This is a genomic window from Amycolatopsis albidoflavus (genome assembly GCF_039525725.1).
Lineage (GTDB): Bacteria > Actinomycetota > Actinomycetes > Mycobacteriales > Pseudonocardiaceae > Amycolatopsis > Amycolatopsis albidoflava.
In genome coordinates this window covers 233,372-250,756 of the sequence record NZ_BAAAHV010000016.1, presented here as the reverse complement: position 1 = coordinate 250,756, position 17,385 = coordinate 233,372, and the positions used below count along the sequence as shown (strand labels likewise).

Sequence of the window (17,385 nt, the reverse complement as noted above, 5' to 3'; positions counted from 1 at the left end):
AGCGGAAGCCAGCCGGCGCGCGCCGTTGCGTGCGTATTTGAGAACGCTTGATGCGTATATCCGGATGCTAAGAGACCGCGAACACACCGGTCAAGGGCCTTCGGGAATTCGGGCTCAGCCCTGGCGCGCGGCTTCCCAGCGCTTCACGACCGCAGCGGTGATGTCTCCCAGCGCGTCGCCGATCTCGGGCAGGCGTTCGGAAATCCGCGTGGTCGGGCCCGCGACCGCGATGGCCGCGACGACCTCTCCGTCGACCAGGATCGGCCGCGCCGCCGCACTCACGTCGGGCAGCGTTTCGCCGCGATTGAGCGCGACGCCCTTGGCGCGGACGGTGTCGAGTTCGTCCATCGCCGCCCGCACTCGCTCCGCATCCGGGAGCACCGACTGCAGATACGCCTCGCGCCGTCGCGCCGACCAGTGCGCGAGGAAGATCTTGCCCGCGCTCGGCGGGTACAACGGCCGTCGCGTGCGCAACGGCGCGGAGTAGCGGATTGGCTGCTCGGACTCGACCGCGTCCACGTAGATCAGCGAATCCCCGACCGCGGCGCCGAGCATCACCGTCTCGCCGAACCGCCGCCGCAACTCCTCCAGCGCGGGCCGGGCCGCGGTCGCGATGCCGGGCAGGCCGCCGGTGAGCAGGTTCCCGAGCGCGGGGCCGAGCTGATAGGCACCGTCGGCCTCGATCAGGTAGCCGGTCGAGACCAGCCCTTTGACCAGGCCGAACACTGAGGATTTCGGTGCGTCGAGCGCGACCGAAAGCTCGTGCAGCCGCATTCCGGGCTGCCGCGCGACGCACTCCAGGATGCTGGTGACGCGCCCGACCGTCCGGTGGGCCTTGGCGGTCGACTCGGTCATGACGGACTCCCCTGCGTTCGTACATACGAACCCTATCGCGACATCCACCCTGGACGGAGCTTGACCCGAAGCGCGCGTCGCCTTACGTTGGCCGTATATCCGAACTCAGCGTTCTTATATGCGCACAATGGAGAGCAGCACTGTGGACTTCCAGCTGACCCGAGACCAGGAGGACATCCGGCGCGCCGTGCGCGAGCTGGCCGCCCGGTTCCCCGACGAATACTGGGCGGAACGCGACGAGCGCGCCGAGTTCCCGCGCGAGTTCTACGACGCGTTCGCCTCCGCGGGCTGGCTCGGCATGGCGATCCCGGAGCAGTACGGCGGCGGCGGGCTCGGCATCCTCGAAGCCGCGCTGCTGCTGGAAGAAGTGGCCGCGTCCGGGGCCGGGATGAACGGGTGCAGCACGATGCACCTGACGATCTTCGGGCTGAACACGATCGTCAAGCACGGCAGCGAGCAGATGCGCCAGGAGATCCTGCCCGGCGCGGTCGACGGTTCACTGCACGTCTGCTTCGGCGTGACCGAACCGGACGCGGGCACCGACACCACGCGCATCTCCACTTTCGCCCGCCGCGACGGCGATTCCTACGTCGTGCACGGCCGGAAGGTCTGGATCACCAAGGCGGGCCAGTCGCAGAAAATGGTGCTGATCGCCCGCACCACGCCGCGCGACGAGGTGGAGAAACCGACCGACGGCATGTCGCTGTTCGTCGTGGACATCGAGTCCGACGCGGTGCAGCTGCGCGCGATTCCCAAGCTCGGCCGCAACGCGGTCTCGTCCTACGAAGTGTTGATCGACGGCCTGCGGGTGCCGGAATCAGCGCGCGTCGGCGAGGAGGGCAAGGGCTTCCGGTACCTCCTCGACGGCCTCAACCCGGAACGCATCCTGCTCGCGCACGAGGCGCTCGGCATCGGCCGCGCGGCGTTGCGGCGCGCGGTCCGGTACGCCGGGGAACGGCACGTGTTCGGGAGGCCGATCGGGCAGAACCAAGGGCTGGCGTTCCCGCTGGCCGAGGCCGCGACCCGGCTCGACGCGGCGGAGCTGATGGCGCGCAACGCCGCCTGGCGCTACGACCACGGCCTGCCGGCCGGCAAGGAGGCGAACATGGCGAAATGGCTGTGCGCGGACGCCGGGTTCCAGGCCGCCGACCAGGCGATCCAGACCCACGGCGGGATGGGCTACGCGCGGGAGTACCACGTGGAGCGCTACTTCCGGGAGGCGCGGCTGCTGCGGCTCGCGCCGATCAGCCAGGAAATGGTGCTGAACTACGTGTCCCAGCACGTGCTCGGGCTGCCGAGGTCGTACTGATGGGCGCGCTCGACGGGCTGCGGGTGCTGGACCTGTCGCGGGTGCTGGCCGGGCCGTACTGCACGCAGATGCTGGCTGACCACGGCGCCGAGGTGATCAAGGTCGAATCGCCCGCCGGGGACGAGACGCGGGGCTGGGGTCCGCCGTTTCTCGCCGAAGGGACCAGCGCCTACTACGCGAATCTCAACCGGGGCAAGAAGAACATCGTGCTCGATCTGTCCGGTCCGGACGGTCGTTCGCTGCTCGGCACCCTGCTCGCGGGCGCGGACGTGGTGGTGGAGAACTTCAAGGCGGGCACGCTCGCGCGGTGGGGCTGGCCGGACGAGACGATCCGGTCCGAGTATCCGGCGCTGATCCATTGCCGCATCACGGGTTTCGGCACCGACGGACCGCTCGGCGGACTGCCTGGGTACGACGCGGTGCTGCAGGCGTATGGCGGGTTGATGAGCGTGAACGGCGAGGCCGACGGGCCGCCGCTGCGGATCGGGGTGCCGGTTGTCGATGTGGTGACCGGGGTGCTCGGTCTTTCCGGGATCCTGCTGGCGCTGCACGAGCGGGAACGGTCCGGGATCGGGCAGCTGGTGGATTGTTCGTTGCTGGACACGGTGATCAGCCTGCTGCATCCGCATTCGGCGGCGTGGCTCGCTGACGGCGCGGTGCCGCGGCGGACTGGTTCGGCGCATCCGTCGATCGCGCCTTACGAGACTTTTCCGACGGAGGACGGGCTGTTCTTTGTCGGGGCGGGGAATGATCGGCAGTTCTCGGCGCTGGTCGAGGTGCTTGGTGCGCCAGGGCTGGCTGCCGATCCGCGGTTTGCTTCCAATGCGGATCGGGTTCGCAATGTGGGAGTGTTGCGGGAGGAGTTGACGATCCTGATCGGACAGTACAAACGGGATTCTTTGGCCGAGTTGCTGCTGGCTAAGGGAGTTCCGGCGTCTCCGGTGCACGATATCGCTGAGGCGATGAACGCTCCGCAAGTGCGGCATCGAGAAATGGTGGTGGAGCGGGACGGGTATCGCGGGGTCGGGGTGCCGGTGAAGCTCGGCCGGACACCCGGCTGTGCTGCCGAATCGCCGCGGCCGCCGGGGGCGGACACCCGGGAAGTGCTTGCCGCGGCGGGGCTTGCCGCAGAAGAAGTCGAGGACGCGCTCGCCAGTGGGGCGGCGCATACACGGCTTCCCCGGCCGCAGGCGTCTGGTTGAGTTCGGGCTCACCGGCGATACCAGGACTGGGCTTTGAGCCAGGTCAGGTATTCGTCGAAGATCGCCGCTGTCCCCCGGGGTTGTCGCCGCCGACGCTAGTCCATGGCTCCCCCAGGATAGTGGGCGGTTCTGCTCGGCAGAACCGCCCACCGGGGCTTCACCGCCAGGGACGGACCGGCGTGCCGCGCCACCGGGTGCGCGGCGGAACCGTCTCCCCCGCCATCACCAGCGAACCCGAACCGACCGTCGCGCCGTCGGAAACGCCGCTGCCCGGCAGTTGGAACGCGCGCGGGCCGAGCGTCGCTCCGGGGCCGAGGCGGACCGGGTCCAGGCGCATGACGCGGTCGTGGAACAGGTGCGTCTGCAGCACGCAGCCGCGGTTCACCACGGCGCCGTCGCCGAGGTGGATGAGGTCCGTTTCCGGCAGCCAGTAGCTCTCGCACCAGACGCCTCGGCCGATGCGGGCGCCGAGGGTCCGCAGCCACCAGTTCAGCACCGGCGTACCGAGGAACGAACCGGCGAACCACGGGACCGCGAGCGTCTCCACGAATGTGTCGTACAGCTCGTTCCGCCACACGAACGCGCTCCACAATGGATGCCGTCCCGGGCGGAATCGGCCGACCAGCATCCATTTCATCAGCGTCGTCAGCAGCGCGGCGAAGAGACCGGCCGAGACGAACACCGCGGGTGCGATGGCAGCGGCCACCCAGAAGCCGTCCGCGACGTCCACTCCGGCCAGCACCGTGGACACGGCGAGTCCGAGCAGGCCTGCGATGAGCAGCGGCGCGATCCGGCAGGACTCGACCAACGCGCGGGCCAGCTTCAACCGGCGCGGGGGCGCGAAAGTGCGGGCGGGGTCGACCGCGTCCGCAGTGCGCCGCAGCTCCAACGCGGGCCGGCCGAGCCAGGACGTGCCGTCGGGGACCTCTGCCGGAGTGTCGGACAGGACTCCGACCAGCGAGCCTGAGCCGAGCGTCCGGTCCGGGCCGACGACCGCGGAGTTGCCGACGAACGCGCGCTCCCCGACCTCGGAAACGCCCAGCCGGACCCAGCCGCGGTCGAGTTCGTACGGTGCGGCGAGGACGTCGTCGGCGAGGAAAGCGCCGTCTCGCACCCGAAGCAGCGACGGCAGACTGAGCACAGTGGACAGTTCGACGCCGCGGCCGATCCGCGCACCCAACAATCGCAGCCAGACCGGGGTCGCCAGCGCGGCGTAGAGCGGGAACAGTTGCCGCCGGGCGATTTCCAGCAGTTCGTGCACGAACCAGGCTGCCCAGCCCGCGCGGCTCAGCACCGGATGGGTTCCCGGCCGCACGGCCAGGCTGGCCAACCGCACGAGCAGGACGATCGTCAAGGCGTACAAGACGATTCCGGCGAAGACGAGCAGCGGCGTCCACGGCAGGATCGCCAGCGCGGCGGTGCGCGGATCGTCCGCTGCCGGAATCAGCAGGAGCGCGACCACGATCAGCGGGATCGCGGTGACGAACATGAACAGCGACCGCAGGGTGCCACCCAAAGCGAACGCCAGCGAGTACCGCTTCGCCCGCGGTGCCACGGCGGTCGGCCGCGACGGACGCTCGCCCGACGGTCCGGCCGGGGAGCCGCCCCAGACCGCGCCGTCCGGCACGCGGGTGTCGAGTGTTGAACCGGGCAGCAGTACCGATCCGGCGCCGAGGTCCGTGCCCGGCAGCAGCGTGCTGCGACCGCCGACCCGGGCACCGGCACCGATTCGGACGCGGCCGATCCGGAGCACCGAACCGTCCAGCCACCACCCGGCCAGGTCCGCCTCGGGCTCGATCGCGCATCCGTCGCCGAAGTCCGCGAGGCCGCCTACCGGCGGCGGCGAGTGCAGATCGACGCCCCGGCCGACGCGGTTGCCGAGCAACCGGGCATAGGGCGCGGCAAGCGGCGTTCCGGCGACTCCCGGCGGGCCGACCACGGCGGCGAACCGTTCGGCGGTCCACAGTCGCATGTGGACGATGCCGCCGCGCCGGTACTCCCCTGGCGCGAGCTTTCCGCGCAGCAACCGCACGCCGCCCGCGGCGAACAGCATCCGTCCCGGCGGGCTCAGCAGCACCAGCCACGCCGGGATGAGGACCCACCACGACATCCGCGGCAGCCACTGCAACGGCAGCACCAGCGCGACCAGCGAGCCGAGCAGCGACACCGAAAGCAGCCACCGCATTCCGGACAAAGCCAGCAAAACCAGCTGCACCCCGGCCTGCCACCAGCCGCTGCCTCGAACGGCGGGAACCTGCGGCTCTTCCGCCTCGACAGTTTCGACCGGCTCCCCGGCGAGACGTTCGTACAGCTCGCGCGGCGTCGGGCAGGAGTACACATCGGACACTGCCGCCGTCGGATACCGTTCGCGCAGCACGGAAACGAGCCGCGCGGCCGTCACGCTCGAGCCGCCGAGGTCGAAGAAGTCGTCGTCCGGCCCGGCGGCGGTCCCGAGGTGTTCGCTCCACACCTGCAGCAGCCACGCCAGCTTCGGATCAGACGGCACCACGGGCGCAGCGGTCGGTTCCTCCAGCGGCCACGGCAACGCGTCGCGGTCGAGCTTGCCCGACGCGCGCACCGGCAGATCCGGCACCAACGCCAGCCGTGGCACCAAAGCCGCCGGGAGCCGGTCCCGCAGAAGGCTGCGCGCGGCAGTGCGATCGAGGCTCTCGCCTTCCGGCACCACGTACCCGACCAGCACCTGCGCGCCGCTGTCCGTGCGACGCACCACCGTTGCCGCCGCGGCGACACCCGGCAGGGCACGCAGCGCGGCGTCGATCTCGCCCAGTTCGACGCGCCGTCCGCCGATCTTGACCTGACCGTCCGCACGGCCGACGAACTCCAAGCCCTCCGGCACCGCGCGCACGAGGTCGCCGCTGCGGTAAGCGCGGCTCCAGCCGAGCCCCGGCAGCGGCACGAACTTCTGCGCGTCCTTCGCCGCGTCGAGGTACCGGGCGAGGCCGACGCCGCCGATCACCAGCTCGCCGCTGCGGCCCCACGGCACCGGGATGCCCGCCGGGTCCTCCGGGTCGACGACCGCGAGTTCCCAGCCGTCGAGCGGCAGCCCGATCCGCACCGGTTCGCCCGCGCGCAGCCGCTGCGCACACGCGACGACCGTGGTTTCCGTTGGGCCGTAAGTGTTCCAGATCTCCCGGGTGCCGTCGTCGAAGCGCGTCACCACCTCCGGCGGGCACGCTTCGCCGCCGAGGATGAGCAGCCTTACGCCGGCCAGAGTGTCCACTGGCCACAGTGCGGCGAGCGTCGGCACCGTCGACACCACCGTCACGCCGCGTTCGACCAGCCACGGCCCGAGGTCCGCTCCCGCGCGGACGAGCGAGCGCGGAGCCGGAACCAGGCACGCGCCGTGCCGCCACGCCAGCCACATTTCCTCGCACGACGCGTCAAAAGCGACACTCAGCCCGGCGAGGACACGGTCGCCCGGACCGAACGGCCGTGCCCGGCAGAACAACCGGGCCTCAGCGTCCACAAAGGCCGCGGCGGCGCGATGCGTGACCGCGACGCCCTTCGGTTTGCCGGTGGAACCGGAGGTGAAGATGATCCAGGCGTCGTCCTCCGGCTGCGGACGGACTCGCGGCCACTGCGGTCCGCGAGAGGACGGCAATCCCGCGTCGCTCAGGACGAGGCCCACCTGGGCTTCGGTCCACACTGTCTCGGCGCGGTCGGCCGGATCGTCGGCGTCGACCGGAACGTAGGCCGCGCCGGTGGCGAGAACGGCGAGAATGCTGCGGTACAACGCCGCCGTGCCGGACGTCATCCGGATGCCGACCCGGTCGCCCGGCATGACCCCAGCGGTCCGGAGGCGTCCGGCGAGTTCTTCGACCTGTGCGGCGAATTCGCGGTATGTCGCCCGCATGGAGCCGTCGTCCAGCGCGAGCGCGTCCGGGTGCCGGCGCACTGTTTCGGCGAAAATGTCGTAAAGCGTGCGCGCGGCAGGCGTCGGACCCGCCCGGTAAACCGCCGTCGCCTCTTCGGCGAGCCTCTCGGGCGCGACTGTGCGCGCCCGATCCGCGTCCAGCGTCACAGGAAAACCTCTTTCCAGAAGAACAGGACTCACGAAACCGGCTGTTCGCCACTCAACAATGGGCGGCGTGAGGCCGGGCTGAAGCAGCAGTGCCGTTCCCAGGCACTGAAATCGGAACAAGATCAGATTTCGGGCAATCCCCCTGCCGCTGCTGTGCGGCTCGTCACCCGATCCCGGACATTAGCGGGCACATCACCGTCGATGTCACTCGGGAGAGTTAATTTCGGAATTCGTTCTCAACGGGTTCACAGGATCGTTGTGCTTCTCCCGTTCACCGCACGCACGGCACCCCGCCTCCGGACAATTCGTCGGCGGGCGAAACCGGGGAGACCGGAACCGGGTCCACCTGGTCCGCCTTTTCCCGGAAATCGGTGCCGAGCACCAGTTTCAGTTCCCCCGCGGCCAGCGCGCCGTCGTAGCCCACGCTGTACCCGCCGCCGAGCGCGGCCACGAGCTTCGCCGCCGACGCGGAATCCCCGCGCCCGTAGCGGACCACGGTGCGGTGCGTGTGCCGCGCGCTGGACGTACGCCCCGCGCGGTATCCCCGCGACGGGAGCGCCTTCAGCACCCGGGCGGCCGCGCCCTCCCGGCCGCTCGCGTTCACCACGTCGACCGCGGGACCGGCCGTCGCGGCAGGCGGCGGCGGGACCGTCCGGCCGAGCAGCCGGGCCGCGGCGGCACGGATTTTCACCGGATCGACAATGTTGACGTCTTCGCCCCGTGCGTCTTTTTCGAACCTTTCGACCGGAAGCGACGCCAGGGTCAGATCCCCGCCGGCGAATGTTTCCGCCTGCCGGGCCAGTGCGTTCAGGTCAAGCCCGGAATCGATCGCGATGTTCTGTTTCGCGACCGAAACCAGCTGGCCGAGTTTCACCGGATCGCCGAACACCCGTCCTTCTTTCAGCTGGTGCGCCAGCGAAACGAGAAACGCTTGCTGGCGCCGTTCCCGGTCCAGGTCGGTGAACTCGTGCCGCGGATCGTGGCCCTGCCGCACGAACGCGAGTGCCTGCGCCGCGGAAATCTGCTGCTGACCGGCCGGGAAATCCGCGCCGGAATAGCTGTCGCGCGTACTGTCGGCCAAGCACACCGTGATCGGCTGCACGACCTGAGCCAACTGGAAGAACGCGACCAGGGTGACTTCGACGAAATGGTCCACCGCGACCCCTCCGAGGAACTGGCGGACCGTCGCGACTTCTGCCGCGCGGCCGGCGTCCCGGGACCTCTGTTCGCGAGCCGCCTTCTCGGTGACGCCTTGCGCGGCGAGAAGTTTGGACTCCGCGGCGAACGCGTACCCGTAAGCCTCCTTGATCTTGCCCTTGCACACCCCGTCCGGACAGCCGGCGAGGTCGGTGTAGTCGTCGCGCGGGATCGAGATGACCGTCGGATGCCCGCCGTCGGCCGGGACGTGCAGCAGCATCAGGACGTCGGTGTTGTACCCGCCGACGTTCTGGTCCCCCGCGTGCAATTGTTCGTACAGTTCGGCGGGCAGCGGTTCGCCCCGCTCGTCGAGCCGCGAATCGAGTCCCATGACGAGGATGTTCGTGTCCCCGCCGGGCCGGGCCTGCCCGTCGAGCGCGGTGGACGTGGTGACGCCGGACAGCAGCGCGCGCAGTTCGGCCCACCCGTAGGCGGCCCCGCCCAGCAGGACGGCGACGAGGGCGACCACGCCGATCCGCTCGGCCCAGTGCCCGTTCGCGCGCTCCATCGCTCACCGCCCCTCCCTCCGGCGGCACCCGGTCTACTACGGGTTCCCTGTGAGAGCGATGAGAGAGAAGGCCGGCCGGGCAATCAGCCGAGGTCAAACGGGCGACTCGGTGCCGAACAGCACACTTTGGAGGGTCAGCGCCGCCGTTCGCGAAGATCGCCGGGCCGGACGCCGACGAGCAGCACCACGACGGCGAGCAGGACGATGCCCGCGCTGATCTGCAGCCCGAGCGACAGGCTCCCGGTCGCGGATTCGATGAACCCGAGCAGCGACGGCGAGGCGGCGGCCGCGAACGAACCCATCGACGTCACCACCGCGATCCCGGTGGCCGCCGCCCGGTCGTTCAGGTAGATCGACGGGATCGAATAGAACACCGTCAGCCCCGAGTAGTGCGCGGCCGCCATCACCGCGAGCAGCAGGATGACCACCACGACGTTGCCGCCGGACACCGAGATCGCCAGCATCGCGAACGCCGCCACGATCCAGCTCGTCGCCGCGTGCCAGCGCCGCTCGAGGGTGCGGTCGGAGTGCCTGCCGACCAGCAGCATCACCACGATGCCGAGCAGCGGCGGGATCGCCGAGAAGAAGCCGAGGTTCAGGACGTTGCCGACGCCGGCGTTAGCGATGATCCGAGGCGTCCAATACGAAACGGCGTTCGCCAGCGTATACGCGCCGCACGCGCAGAGCCCGAGAATCCAGACCTTCGGGTCGCGCAAGGCGAGCAGCAGGCCGCTGTGTTTCTCCGTCGCCGGGCCTTTGTCTCGGCGGTCCGCTTCGAGGTCGGCGCGCACGGCCGCCTTCTGTTCCGGGGTGAGCCACTTCGCCTGCTCCGGACCGTCGGTGACGAAGAGCAGCACGAGCCCGGCCAGCAGGATCGGCGGAATGCCCTCGATCAGGAACAGCCACTGCCAGTCCGCGAGCCCGCCGACGCCGCCGAGCGAGTGCATGATCCAGCCGGACATCACCGAGCCGAGCGCGCCGGACACCGGAATGCCGATGAAGAACACGGCCGTCATCCGCGTCCGCCGCGACGACGGGAACCACAGCGACAGCAGATACAGCGCGCCGGGAAAGAACCCGGCTTCGGCGACGCCGAGCAGGAAGCGCGCGGCGTAGAACATGATCTCGTTGTGCACGAACAGGGTCACCACGGTCATCACGCCCCAGGTGGCCATGATCCGCGCGAGCGTCTTGCGCGCGCCGATGCGGGCGAGCAGCGCGTTGCTCGGGACTTCGAAGAGGATGAAGCCGACGAAGAACAGCGTGACGCCGAGCCCGTAGACCGCCGGGCCGAAGCCGAGGTCCCGTTTGAGGCCCTGCTGCGCGATCCCGATGTTGGTGCGGTCGATGTAGCTCACGACGTAACACAGCACCAGCAGCGGCATGACGCGCCGGGCGATCGTGCGATAGGTCGCTTTGCGGTCGACAGCGGCGGTCGCCGGAGCGCCGGTGACTGCGGATGGTTCGGCCACGGCTGAGACTCCTTCGTCCGGATCGGGCGAGTGGCAGTCTCCGCATCGAGTGTTGAGTTTGTCAACACCTACCGGGTAACGGCTACGATGTCCGGCCATGGCCGAACGCGCAGACGGACACGACCTGGTCCCCATCTCCGGACTGCTGTCCTACCGGCTCTCGCGCACGTCGTCGGCGATGTCGCGCAGCGCCGCGGTGCGCTACCGGCGGGACTTCGGCGTGAGCCTCGGCGAATGGCGCGCGATCGCGCTCATCGCGGCCGACCCGACGCTCACGCTCAACCGGCTCGCGCGCCGCGCCGGACTCGACAAAGCGCAGATGAGCCGCGTGGTCAGCCGGCTGACCGAGCGCGGGCTGGTGAACCGCACCGCCGGATCCGGGCGCACGTCGCAGCTGGCGCTGACCGCCGAGGGCACCCGGGCCTACCGCGGCCTGATCACCGCCGCCAACGAGCGCGACGCGGACTTCCTCGCCGTCCTCACCGGCGAGGAGGCCCGGGTGCTGGACCGCGCGCTGGACAAGCTCGCCGAGCACGCGCTGGCCGTCGAGGAGAGTGAGCGGGCTCACCCGGCCGCCGAGTAGTGTTGACTTTATCAACACCCTCGCGTAGTTCTGGAACCACCGACGAGGAGGTGGGCCCAGGATGTCCGACGCCGTCACGATCTGCGAGTGCTTCGCCCGCGACGGGCTGCAGCACGAGCCGGAGCCCGTGCCGACCGCGACGAAGATCGCGCTGCTGAACTCCTTCGCGCGCACCGGTTTCCGCCGGATCGAGGCGACCAGCTACAGCCATCCCGCGCGGGTGCCCGGGTTCTCCGACGCCTCCGAGGTGCTCGCCGGGATCGACCGGAGCCCGGGTGTCGCGTTCAAGGCGACCTGCCCGAATCCGCGTGCCGTCGAACGCGCGCTCGCCGACCTCGAAGCCGGGCACGGCGCCGAGGAACTGAGCCTGCTGGTGTCGGCGACCGAGGCGCACACCGAGCGGAACCTGCGCACCACGCGCGCCGGGCAGTGGGAACGCGTGACCGAGATGGTCAAGCTCGCCGACGGGCGGTTTCGCTTGGTCGGCGTGGTTTCGGTGGCGTTCGGCTGTCCGTTCGAGGGCAAGGTCGACCCGGGCCGGGTGGCCGAGGATGTCGCGCGGTTCGCCGACCTCGGCGCGAGTCTGGTGACCCTCGGCGACACCACTGGCGTCGCGACCCCGGGCTCGGTGCGCGCGCTGTACACGCGGCTGTCGCGGGAAAACCCGGAGCTGCCGCTGGTCGCGCACCTGCACAACACGCGCGGTACCGGGATCGCGAACGCCGTCGCCGCGCTGGAAGCCGGGTGCCGGCATTTCGATTCCGCGATGGGCGGCGTCGGCGGGCATCCGGCGAAGATCGGCTACGGGGCCGGGCTCACCGGCAACGTGTGCACCGAGGATTTGGCCAGCCTGTTCGCCGCGATGGGCGTCGACACCGGCCTCGATCTCGACCAGCTCGCCGCGGCGTCCGCGGCCTGCGAGGAAGCGCTCGGCCGGCCGCTGTACAGCATGGTCGCCCGCGCCGGCTTCGCGTCCGCCTGACCTTTCTTGTGGGGAGAAACCTGTGCTGCTGACCGAAAATCACGACGCCGTCCGCGTTCTTACGTTGAATCGGCCGGACAAACTCAACGCGCTCGACACCGCGCTCACTCGCGCGCTCGACGCTGCTTTGGACGAAGCTGGGAGGGACCCGAGCGTCCGCGCGGTCGTTCTGACGGGGGCTGGGCGCGGCTTTTGCGCCGGTGCTGATTTGAACGAGTTCTCGTCGCTCACCCCTGATCAGCCGGAAGCTGTTCTCGAACGCGCCGCGCTCACCGCCCGGCTGCAGACGCGCATGCAGCAGCTGCCGGTCCCGGTCGTCAGCGCGGTGCGCGGGGCGGCTGTCGGCGGGGGTGCCGGGCTGGCGATCGGGGCGGACCTGGTGGTCGCCGGGTCGGATTTGAAGTTCGGATATCCCGAGCTCAAGCATTCGATCGTGCCCGCGCTGGTGATGACCGGGCTGGTCCGGCACCTGGGCCGCAAGCTCGCGTTCGAGCTGGTCAGCACCGGTCGGCTGCTCACCGCCGCGGAAGCCGCGTCGTACGGGCTGGTGAACCAGGTGGTCGAACCTGCCGAGATCGTGCCCGCCGCGCTCGCCATCGCGCAGCGCTGGGCCTCGGTCGAACCCCGCGCGCTCGCCGCGGCCAAGGACCTCTTCTACCGCGTCGCCGACCTCCCGACGGACGCCGCGATGCGGGCGGGCCAGGACGTCAACGCGCTGATGCGCGGGTTCCGCTCATGACCGGGCCGCTCGCCGGGGTCACCGTGCTGGACCTTTCCCGAGTCCTCGCCGCGCCGCTGGCCACCCAGATCCTCGCCGAACTGGGCGCGACCGTGATCAAGGTCGAACGCCCCGGCACCGGCGACGAAACGCGCGGCTTCGAACCCCGGCTGCCGCACGGTGAGAGCGCGTATTTCTTCGCGTTCAACCGCGGCAAGCAATCGGTGACTGTGGACTTGAAGGACCCGCGCGGCCGCGATGTCGTGCGAAAGCTGGCCGCGCGCGCCGACGTCGTCGTGGAGAACTTCCTGGCCGGCACGCTCGACCGGCTCGGCCTCGGCTACGCCGAACTGTCCGCGGAAAACCCCGGCCTCGTCCTGGTGTCCGCGACCGGCTTCGGCCAGACCGGACCGGACGCGCACCGCAAGGGCTACGACACGGTGTTCCAGGCGCTGTCCGGGGTGATGGCGATGACCGGCGATCCCGCGGGTCCGCCCGCGAAAACCGGCGTGCCGGTGGCGGACCTGACGTCCGGGCTGTGGGTGGTGATCGCGGTGCTGACCGGGCTCGCCGGGCGGTCCGCGGATGGTCATGGCCGCCACCTCGACGTGGCGATGATGGACGTCCAGCTCAGCCTGCACGCGCTGAACGCCGCCCGGCTGTTCGCGCTCGGCGAGGACCCCGTCCGCACCGGGACCGAACATCCGGGGCGGGTGCCGTCGGCGGCGTTCCAGGCCGGGGACGGCGAATGGCTGCACATCAGCGGCAGCGACCAGCATTGGGGGCCGCTGTGCACCGTGCTCGGGTTGTCCGCGTTGGCCGCTGATCCTTCGCTGCAGCACAACGCGGGCCGCGTCGAGCACCGCGCGCGCGTGATGAAGGCACTGCGCGGCGCGATCGCCCAGCACGACCGGGACCAGCTGGTCAAAGAACTGCTGGCGGCCGAGGTCCCCGCTGGCGCGGTGCGTTCGGTCCGCGAGGCGCTGGCCGATCCGCATGCCGTCGCGCGCGGCGTCGTCGGCGAGTTCACGCATCCCGTCGAAGGTTCGTTCCCGGCGCTGCGCACGCCGTTGCGCGAGACTGCCGGAGACGCCCCGGCACCGGGCACGCCGCCGGTGCTCGGCGCGGACACTGACGTCGTGCTGCGCGACTTGGCGGGACTGTCGGACGGCGAGATCGAGGGCCTGCGGGCCGCGGGAGTGATCTGATGAACGAACGCGTGACGCTGGACGTCACCGACGGAATCGCCCGTGTCGAACTGGCCCGGCCGTCGGCGCGCAATGCCGTGGACCTCGCGATGTGCCACGCGCTGAAGGAAGCCTTCGACGCAGTTGACGTCTCAGCGGCCCGGGTCGTCCTGCTCAGCGGCGCCGGTCCGGTCTTCTGCGCCGGTGCCGATTTGAAGGAACGGACCGGCAAGGACGCCGCCTGGGTCCGCCGCCGCCGAGTCGCCTCCTTCGCGGCCTACGCGGCGATCGAGGCCTGCCGCTGTCCCGTTGTCGCGCTGGTGCACGGCACCGTTGTCGGCTCCGGCGGGGAGATCACCCTCGCCGCCGACTTCGCTCTCGCCGCGGCGGGCACTGTCTTTCGGTTCCCGGAACCGCATTGGGGCACCGTCGGCGCGACCCAACGCCTTCAGCGGGCCATCGGGAAACGCCGCGCCAAGGAACTGTTGTTCACCAACACGCCGCTGTCCGCTGTGGACGCTGCCTCGCTCGGTCTCGTGAACCGCGTCGTCCCCGACCTGGCCGCCGCCGGAACCGAGGTCGCCACCGCCGTCGCCGCCGCCCCGCCCGGCGCGATCGCCCTGACCAAACGCGCCGTCGACCTGGGCGCGGAAACCGATCTGGACCGCGGCATCCGGATCGAAATGTCCGCCATCGAACAGAACCTCGCCGACGGCAGCTGGCGCGACGGCGTCGCCCGGTTCACTGGAGAGACCCGATGACCGACCTGCGCACCGCCTGCCCGCTCACCGTCCAGGACGCCCTTGCCCGGGCTGCCCTGCTGGCTCCCGACGTCGAAGCCGTCGTCACCGCCGACGCCCGGATCACCTACTGGGAACTGGCTCTTGAAGTGGACCGGGTGCGCGGTGCTCTGGCGGCCTCGGGCATCGGCCGCGGCTCCCGGGTCGGACTCTGCCTGGGCAACACGCCCGAGTGGGTCACGCTGTTTCTGGCTTTGGGTTCTCTTGGCGCGCTGGTCGTGCCCGTCAACACTCGGTTCACCGCGGACGAGGTGCACTACACGCTCGCCCACGCCGGCGTCAGCACTTTGTTCGCCGCCGAGCGTGTCTTGAACGTCGACTTTCCTCAGCTTTTTGGCGACGCAGGCATTGAACCCGGCTGCGCGACCCTGCCTTCTTTGAAGCGGATCATCATCCTGGGCCAAGACAGCTGGACCGATTTCCTGGCCGCCGGTTCTCCCGCCGAACCCGTTGCCACCCCGGACGATCTCCTTCTCGTGCAATACACCTCCGGCACGACGTCGCGTCCCAAGGGCGTCCTCCTGACCCACCGAAGCATGTGCGCCGACGCCTTCTTTTCCGGCGCCCGCCTGGGTTTGCGCCCCGGCGACCGATTCCACTCGGCGCGCCCGTTCTTCCACGTCGCCGGAAGCACGCTGTCTGTGCTGTCCTCCCTGCAACACGCCACCACCTTGGTGACGATGCCGAAGTTCGAACCAGCAGAAGCGTTGCGGCTGTTGGAAGCTGAGCGCTGCACGCACTTCTCCGGAAACGACACGATCGCGCTGCTCCTGCTCAACCACCCCGATCGTCCGCACCGCCGCCTTTCCCTGCGCGGCGCGTGGGTCGCCGCGTCGCCGACCGTCGTGCGCCGGGTCATTGACGAACTCGGCGCCCGCGAATGCGTTGCCGGGTACGGACTTTCCGAAGCCTCCCCCAACGTCGCCCAATCCGCCTGGTGGGAACCCGAAGAAATCCGCGCCTCCGGCGCCATGGCGCCCGAACCCGGCGTGGAAATCCGCATCCGTTCCCTGGACGACACCCACGACTGCGCCCCCGGCGAACCCGGCTCGGTACTGGTGCGCGGCTGGAACGTCATGCAAGGCTACCTGGACGACCCCGTCCGCACCGCCGAGACCGTCGACGCCGAGGGTTGGCTGTCCACCGGGGACGTCGGCCTGCTCGACGATTCCGGCCGGTTCCATTTCACCGGCCGCACCAAGGAAATCATCCGGGTCGGCGGGGAAAACGTGGCCCCCGCCGATGTCGAAGACGTGCTGCACCGCCACCCCGCCGTCCGCCAGGCCGCTGTCGTCGGAGTCCCCGACGAGCGCTTGATCGAAGTGCCGTTCGCCTTTGTCGTCCTGACATCGCCGGGCATTTCGGAAGAAGACCTGCTCTTGTGGGCGAAAGAACGGTTGGCTGGGTTCAAAGTCCCCCGACATCTGCGCATTGTGGACGGTTTCGAGGCCATCGGCATGACCGCCAGCGCCAAGGTGCAAAAGAACCAACTGGCTCGCTACGCCCGAGCTTTGCTGGAGAACTCATGACGCGGCTGCGCACCTCGGTCACCGACTTGCTGGGCCTGGACCTGCCGATCATCCAAGCCGGAATGTCGTGGGCTTCGTCTTCCTCGGCTTTGCCGTTGGCCGTCAGCAATTCCGGCGGCCTCGGCGTGGTCGCCGCAGGCCCGATGCGCCTGCCCGACCTGACCCGGGTTCTGGACGACATGGCCGCCGGGACCGACCGCCCGTGGGCCGTGAACCTGCCCCTCTACCGTGCTGGCGCGGACGAGGTCATCGACCTTCTGCTCGCGCGCCGCCCTCCCGTGCTGATCGCCTCCCAAGGCGGGCCGCGACGGTATTTGGACCGGTTCCACGCCGTCGGGACCCGGTGCCTGCACGTCGTCGCCGGAGTCTCGCACGCTTTGAAGGCTTCCGCCGCCGGCGTCGACGGTTTGGTGGTAGTCGGAGCCGAGGCCGGCGGACATCCGCCGCCCGGGATGGTCACCACGCAGGTTCTGGTGCGTGCCGTGGTTTCCGCAGCGCCGTCGATCCCGGTAATCGCCTCCGGCGGGGTCGCCGACGGCGCCGGATTGGCCGCGATGCTGGCCCTGGGCGCGGGCGCGGCCCAGTTCGGGACCCGATTCCTGGCGAGCTCCGAGGCGACTGTGCATCGGTCTTATCAGGAGGCAGTGCTGGCCGCCGGCGTCGACGACACCCGCACGGTGGGCCGAGGTTTGGGCGTGATCCGCGCGCTGTCGAACGATTTCACCGCGCAGATGGCGGAGCTGGAGGCCTCGGGTGCCGAGGAGTCTTTGCGGCGGAAGGTTTTCCAGGCTTCGTCGCTGAAGGACGCCGCTCTGCACGGTGATGTCGCCGCGGGAAAGGTGGAGGCCGGTCAGTCGGCTGGGCTGATTAGCGAAATCCTTCCGGCAGCGGAGATCGTCTCGCGGATTACGGAGGAATACGCGGCGGCGGTGCGTCGTTTGCCTCAGTTTGAGGGTTGATTGCTCCGTTCGGTGCAATCCTGCTGATGATCGAATTTCGGT

General features: G+C 69.9%; 13 protein-coding genes. 9 read left to right on the top strand and 4 right to left on the bottom strand.

Translation table 11 applies throughout. The annotated features are described in order from the left end of the window. Positions 1-114: 114 nt before the first annotated feature. Positions 115-855, bottom strand: a complete 741-nt coding sequence (locus tag ABD156_RS27290; protein WP_344279654.1) for an IclR family transcriptional regulator — start codon at positions 853-855, stop codon at positions 115-117. A gap of 118 nt (positions 856-973) precedes the next feature. Between ABD156_RS27290 and ABD156_RS27285 the strand changes: the two genes are divergently transcribed. Then, complete coding sequence (locus ABD156_RS27285) at positions 974-2,164, top strand: acyl-CoA dehydrogenase family protein (RefSeq protein ID WP_344279651.1); 1,191 nt, start codon at positions 974-976, stop codon at positions 2,162-2,164. Continuing rightward, complete coding sequence (locus ABD156_RS27280; RefSeq protein ID WP_344279648.1) at positions 2,164-3,366, top strand: CaiB/BaiF CoA transferase family protein; 1,203 nt, start codon at positions 2,164-2,166, stop codon at positions 3,364-3,366. The genes ABD156_RS27285 and ABD156_RS27280 overlap by 1 nt, the downstream gene beginning before the upstream one ends. 157 nt (positions 3,367-3,523) lie before the next feature. Here the strand turns inward: ABD156_RS27280 and ABD156_RS27275 are convergent, their stop codons facing one another. The 3 genes from ABD156_RS27275 to ABD156_RS27265 all read right to left on the bottom strand — a co-directional run bounded on the left by ABD156_RS27275 (position 3,524) and on the right by ABD156_RS27265 (position 10,585). After that, on the bottom strand, positions 3,524-7,408 hold the full coding sequence (locus tag ABD156_RS27275) for a Pls/PosA family non-ribosomal peptide synthetase (RefSeq protein WP_344279645.1): 3,885 nt from the start codon (positions 7,406-7,408) through the stop codon (positions 3,524-3,526). A gap of 271 nt (positions 7,409-7,679) precedes the next feature. Beyond that, entirely contained in the window at positions 7,680-9,113 is a 1,434-nt protein-coding gene (locus tag ABD156_RS27270) for an LCP family protein (RefSeq protein WP_344279642.1), read from the bottom strand. Between the two features lie 134 nt (positions 9,114-9,247). Beyond that, entirely contained in the window at positions 9,248-10,585 is a 1,338-nt protein-coding gene (locus ABD156_RS27265; RefSeq protein WP_344279639.1) for an MFS transporter, read from the bottom strand. A gap of 97 nt (positions 10,586-10,682) precedes the next feature. Here ABD156_RS27265 and ABD156_RS27260 point away from each other — a divergent pair, with 97 nt between their 5' ends. The 7 genes from ABD156_RS27260 to ABD156_RS27230 all read left to right on the top strand — a co-directional run bounded on the left by ABD156_RS27260 (position 10,683) and on the right by ABD156_RS27230 (position 17,343). Beyond that, entirely contained in the window at positions 10,683-11,168 is a 486-nt protein-coding gene (locus ABD156_RS27260; protein WP_344279636.1) for a MarR family winged helix-turn-helix transcriptional regulator, read from the top strand. A gap of 61 nt (positions 11,169-11,229) precedes the next feature. Continuing rightward, positions 11,230-12,150 carry a hydroxymethylglutaryl-CoA lyase gene (locus tag ABD156_RS27255; protein WP_344279633.1) on the top strand — a complete coding sequence of 307 codons (921 nt, stop codon included), beginning with the start codon at positions 11,230-11,232 and terminating at the stop codon, positions 12,148-12,150. Positions 12,151-12,172: 22 nt separating this feature from the next. Next, a complete protein-coding gene (locus tag ABD156_RS27250; RefSeq protein ID WP_344279630.1) occupies positions 12,173-12,889 on the top strand; it encodes an enoyl-CoA hydratase/isomerase family protein in 717 nt (238 codons plus the stop codon). Then, positions 12,886-14,076 (top strand): CaiB/BaiF CoA transferase family protein, encoded by a 1,191-nt coding sequence (locus tag ABD156_RS27245; RefSeq protein ID WP_344279626.1) that lies wholly within the window; start codon positions 12,886-12,888, stop codon positions 14,074-14,076. Before ABD156_RS27250 ends, ABD156_RS27245 begins: the two co-directional genes overlap by 4 nt. Further along, complete coding sequence (locus ABD156_RS27240; protein ID WP_344279623.1) at positions 14,076-14,816, top strand: enoyl-CoA hydratase/isomerase family protein; 741 nt, start codon at positions 14,076-14,078, stop codon at positions 14,814-14,816. Before ABD156_RS27245 ends, ABD156_RS27240 begins: the two co-directional genes overlap by 1 nt. Further along, on the top strand, positions 14,813-16,384 hold the full coding sequence (locus ABD156_RS27235; RefSeq protein ID WP_344279620.1) for an AMP-binding protein: 1,572 nt from the start codon (positions 14,813-14,815) through the stop codon (positions 16,382-16,384). The genes ABD156_RS27240 and ABD156_RS27235 overlap by 4 nt, the downstream gene beginning before the upstream one ends. Continuing rightward, positions 16,381-17,343: an NAD(P)H-dependent flavin oxidoreductase gene (locus ABD156_RS27230; RefSeq protein WP_344279617.1), complete on the top strand. Its 963-nt coding sequence runs from the start codon at positions 16,381-16,383 to the stop codon at positions 17,341-17,343. The genes ABD156_RS27235 and ABD156_RS27230 overlap by 4 nt, the downstream gene beginning before the upstream one ends. The last annotated feature ends 42 nt before the right edge of the window (positions 17,344-17,385 follow it).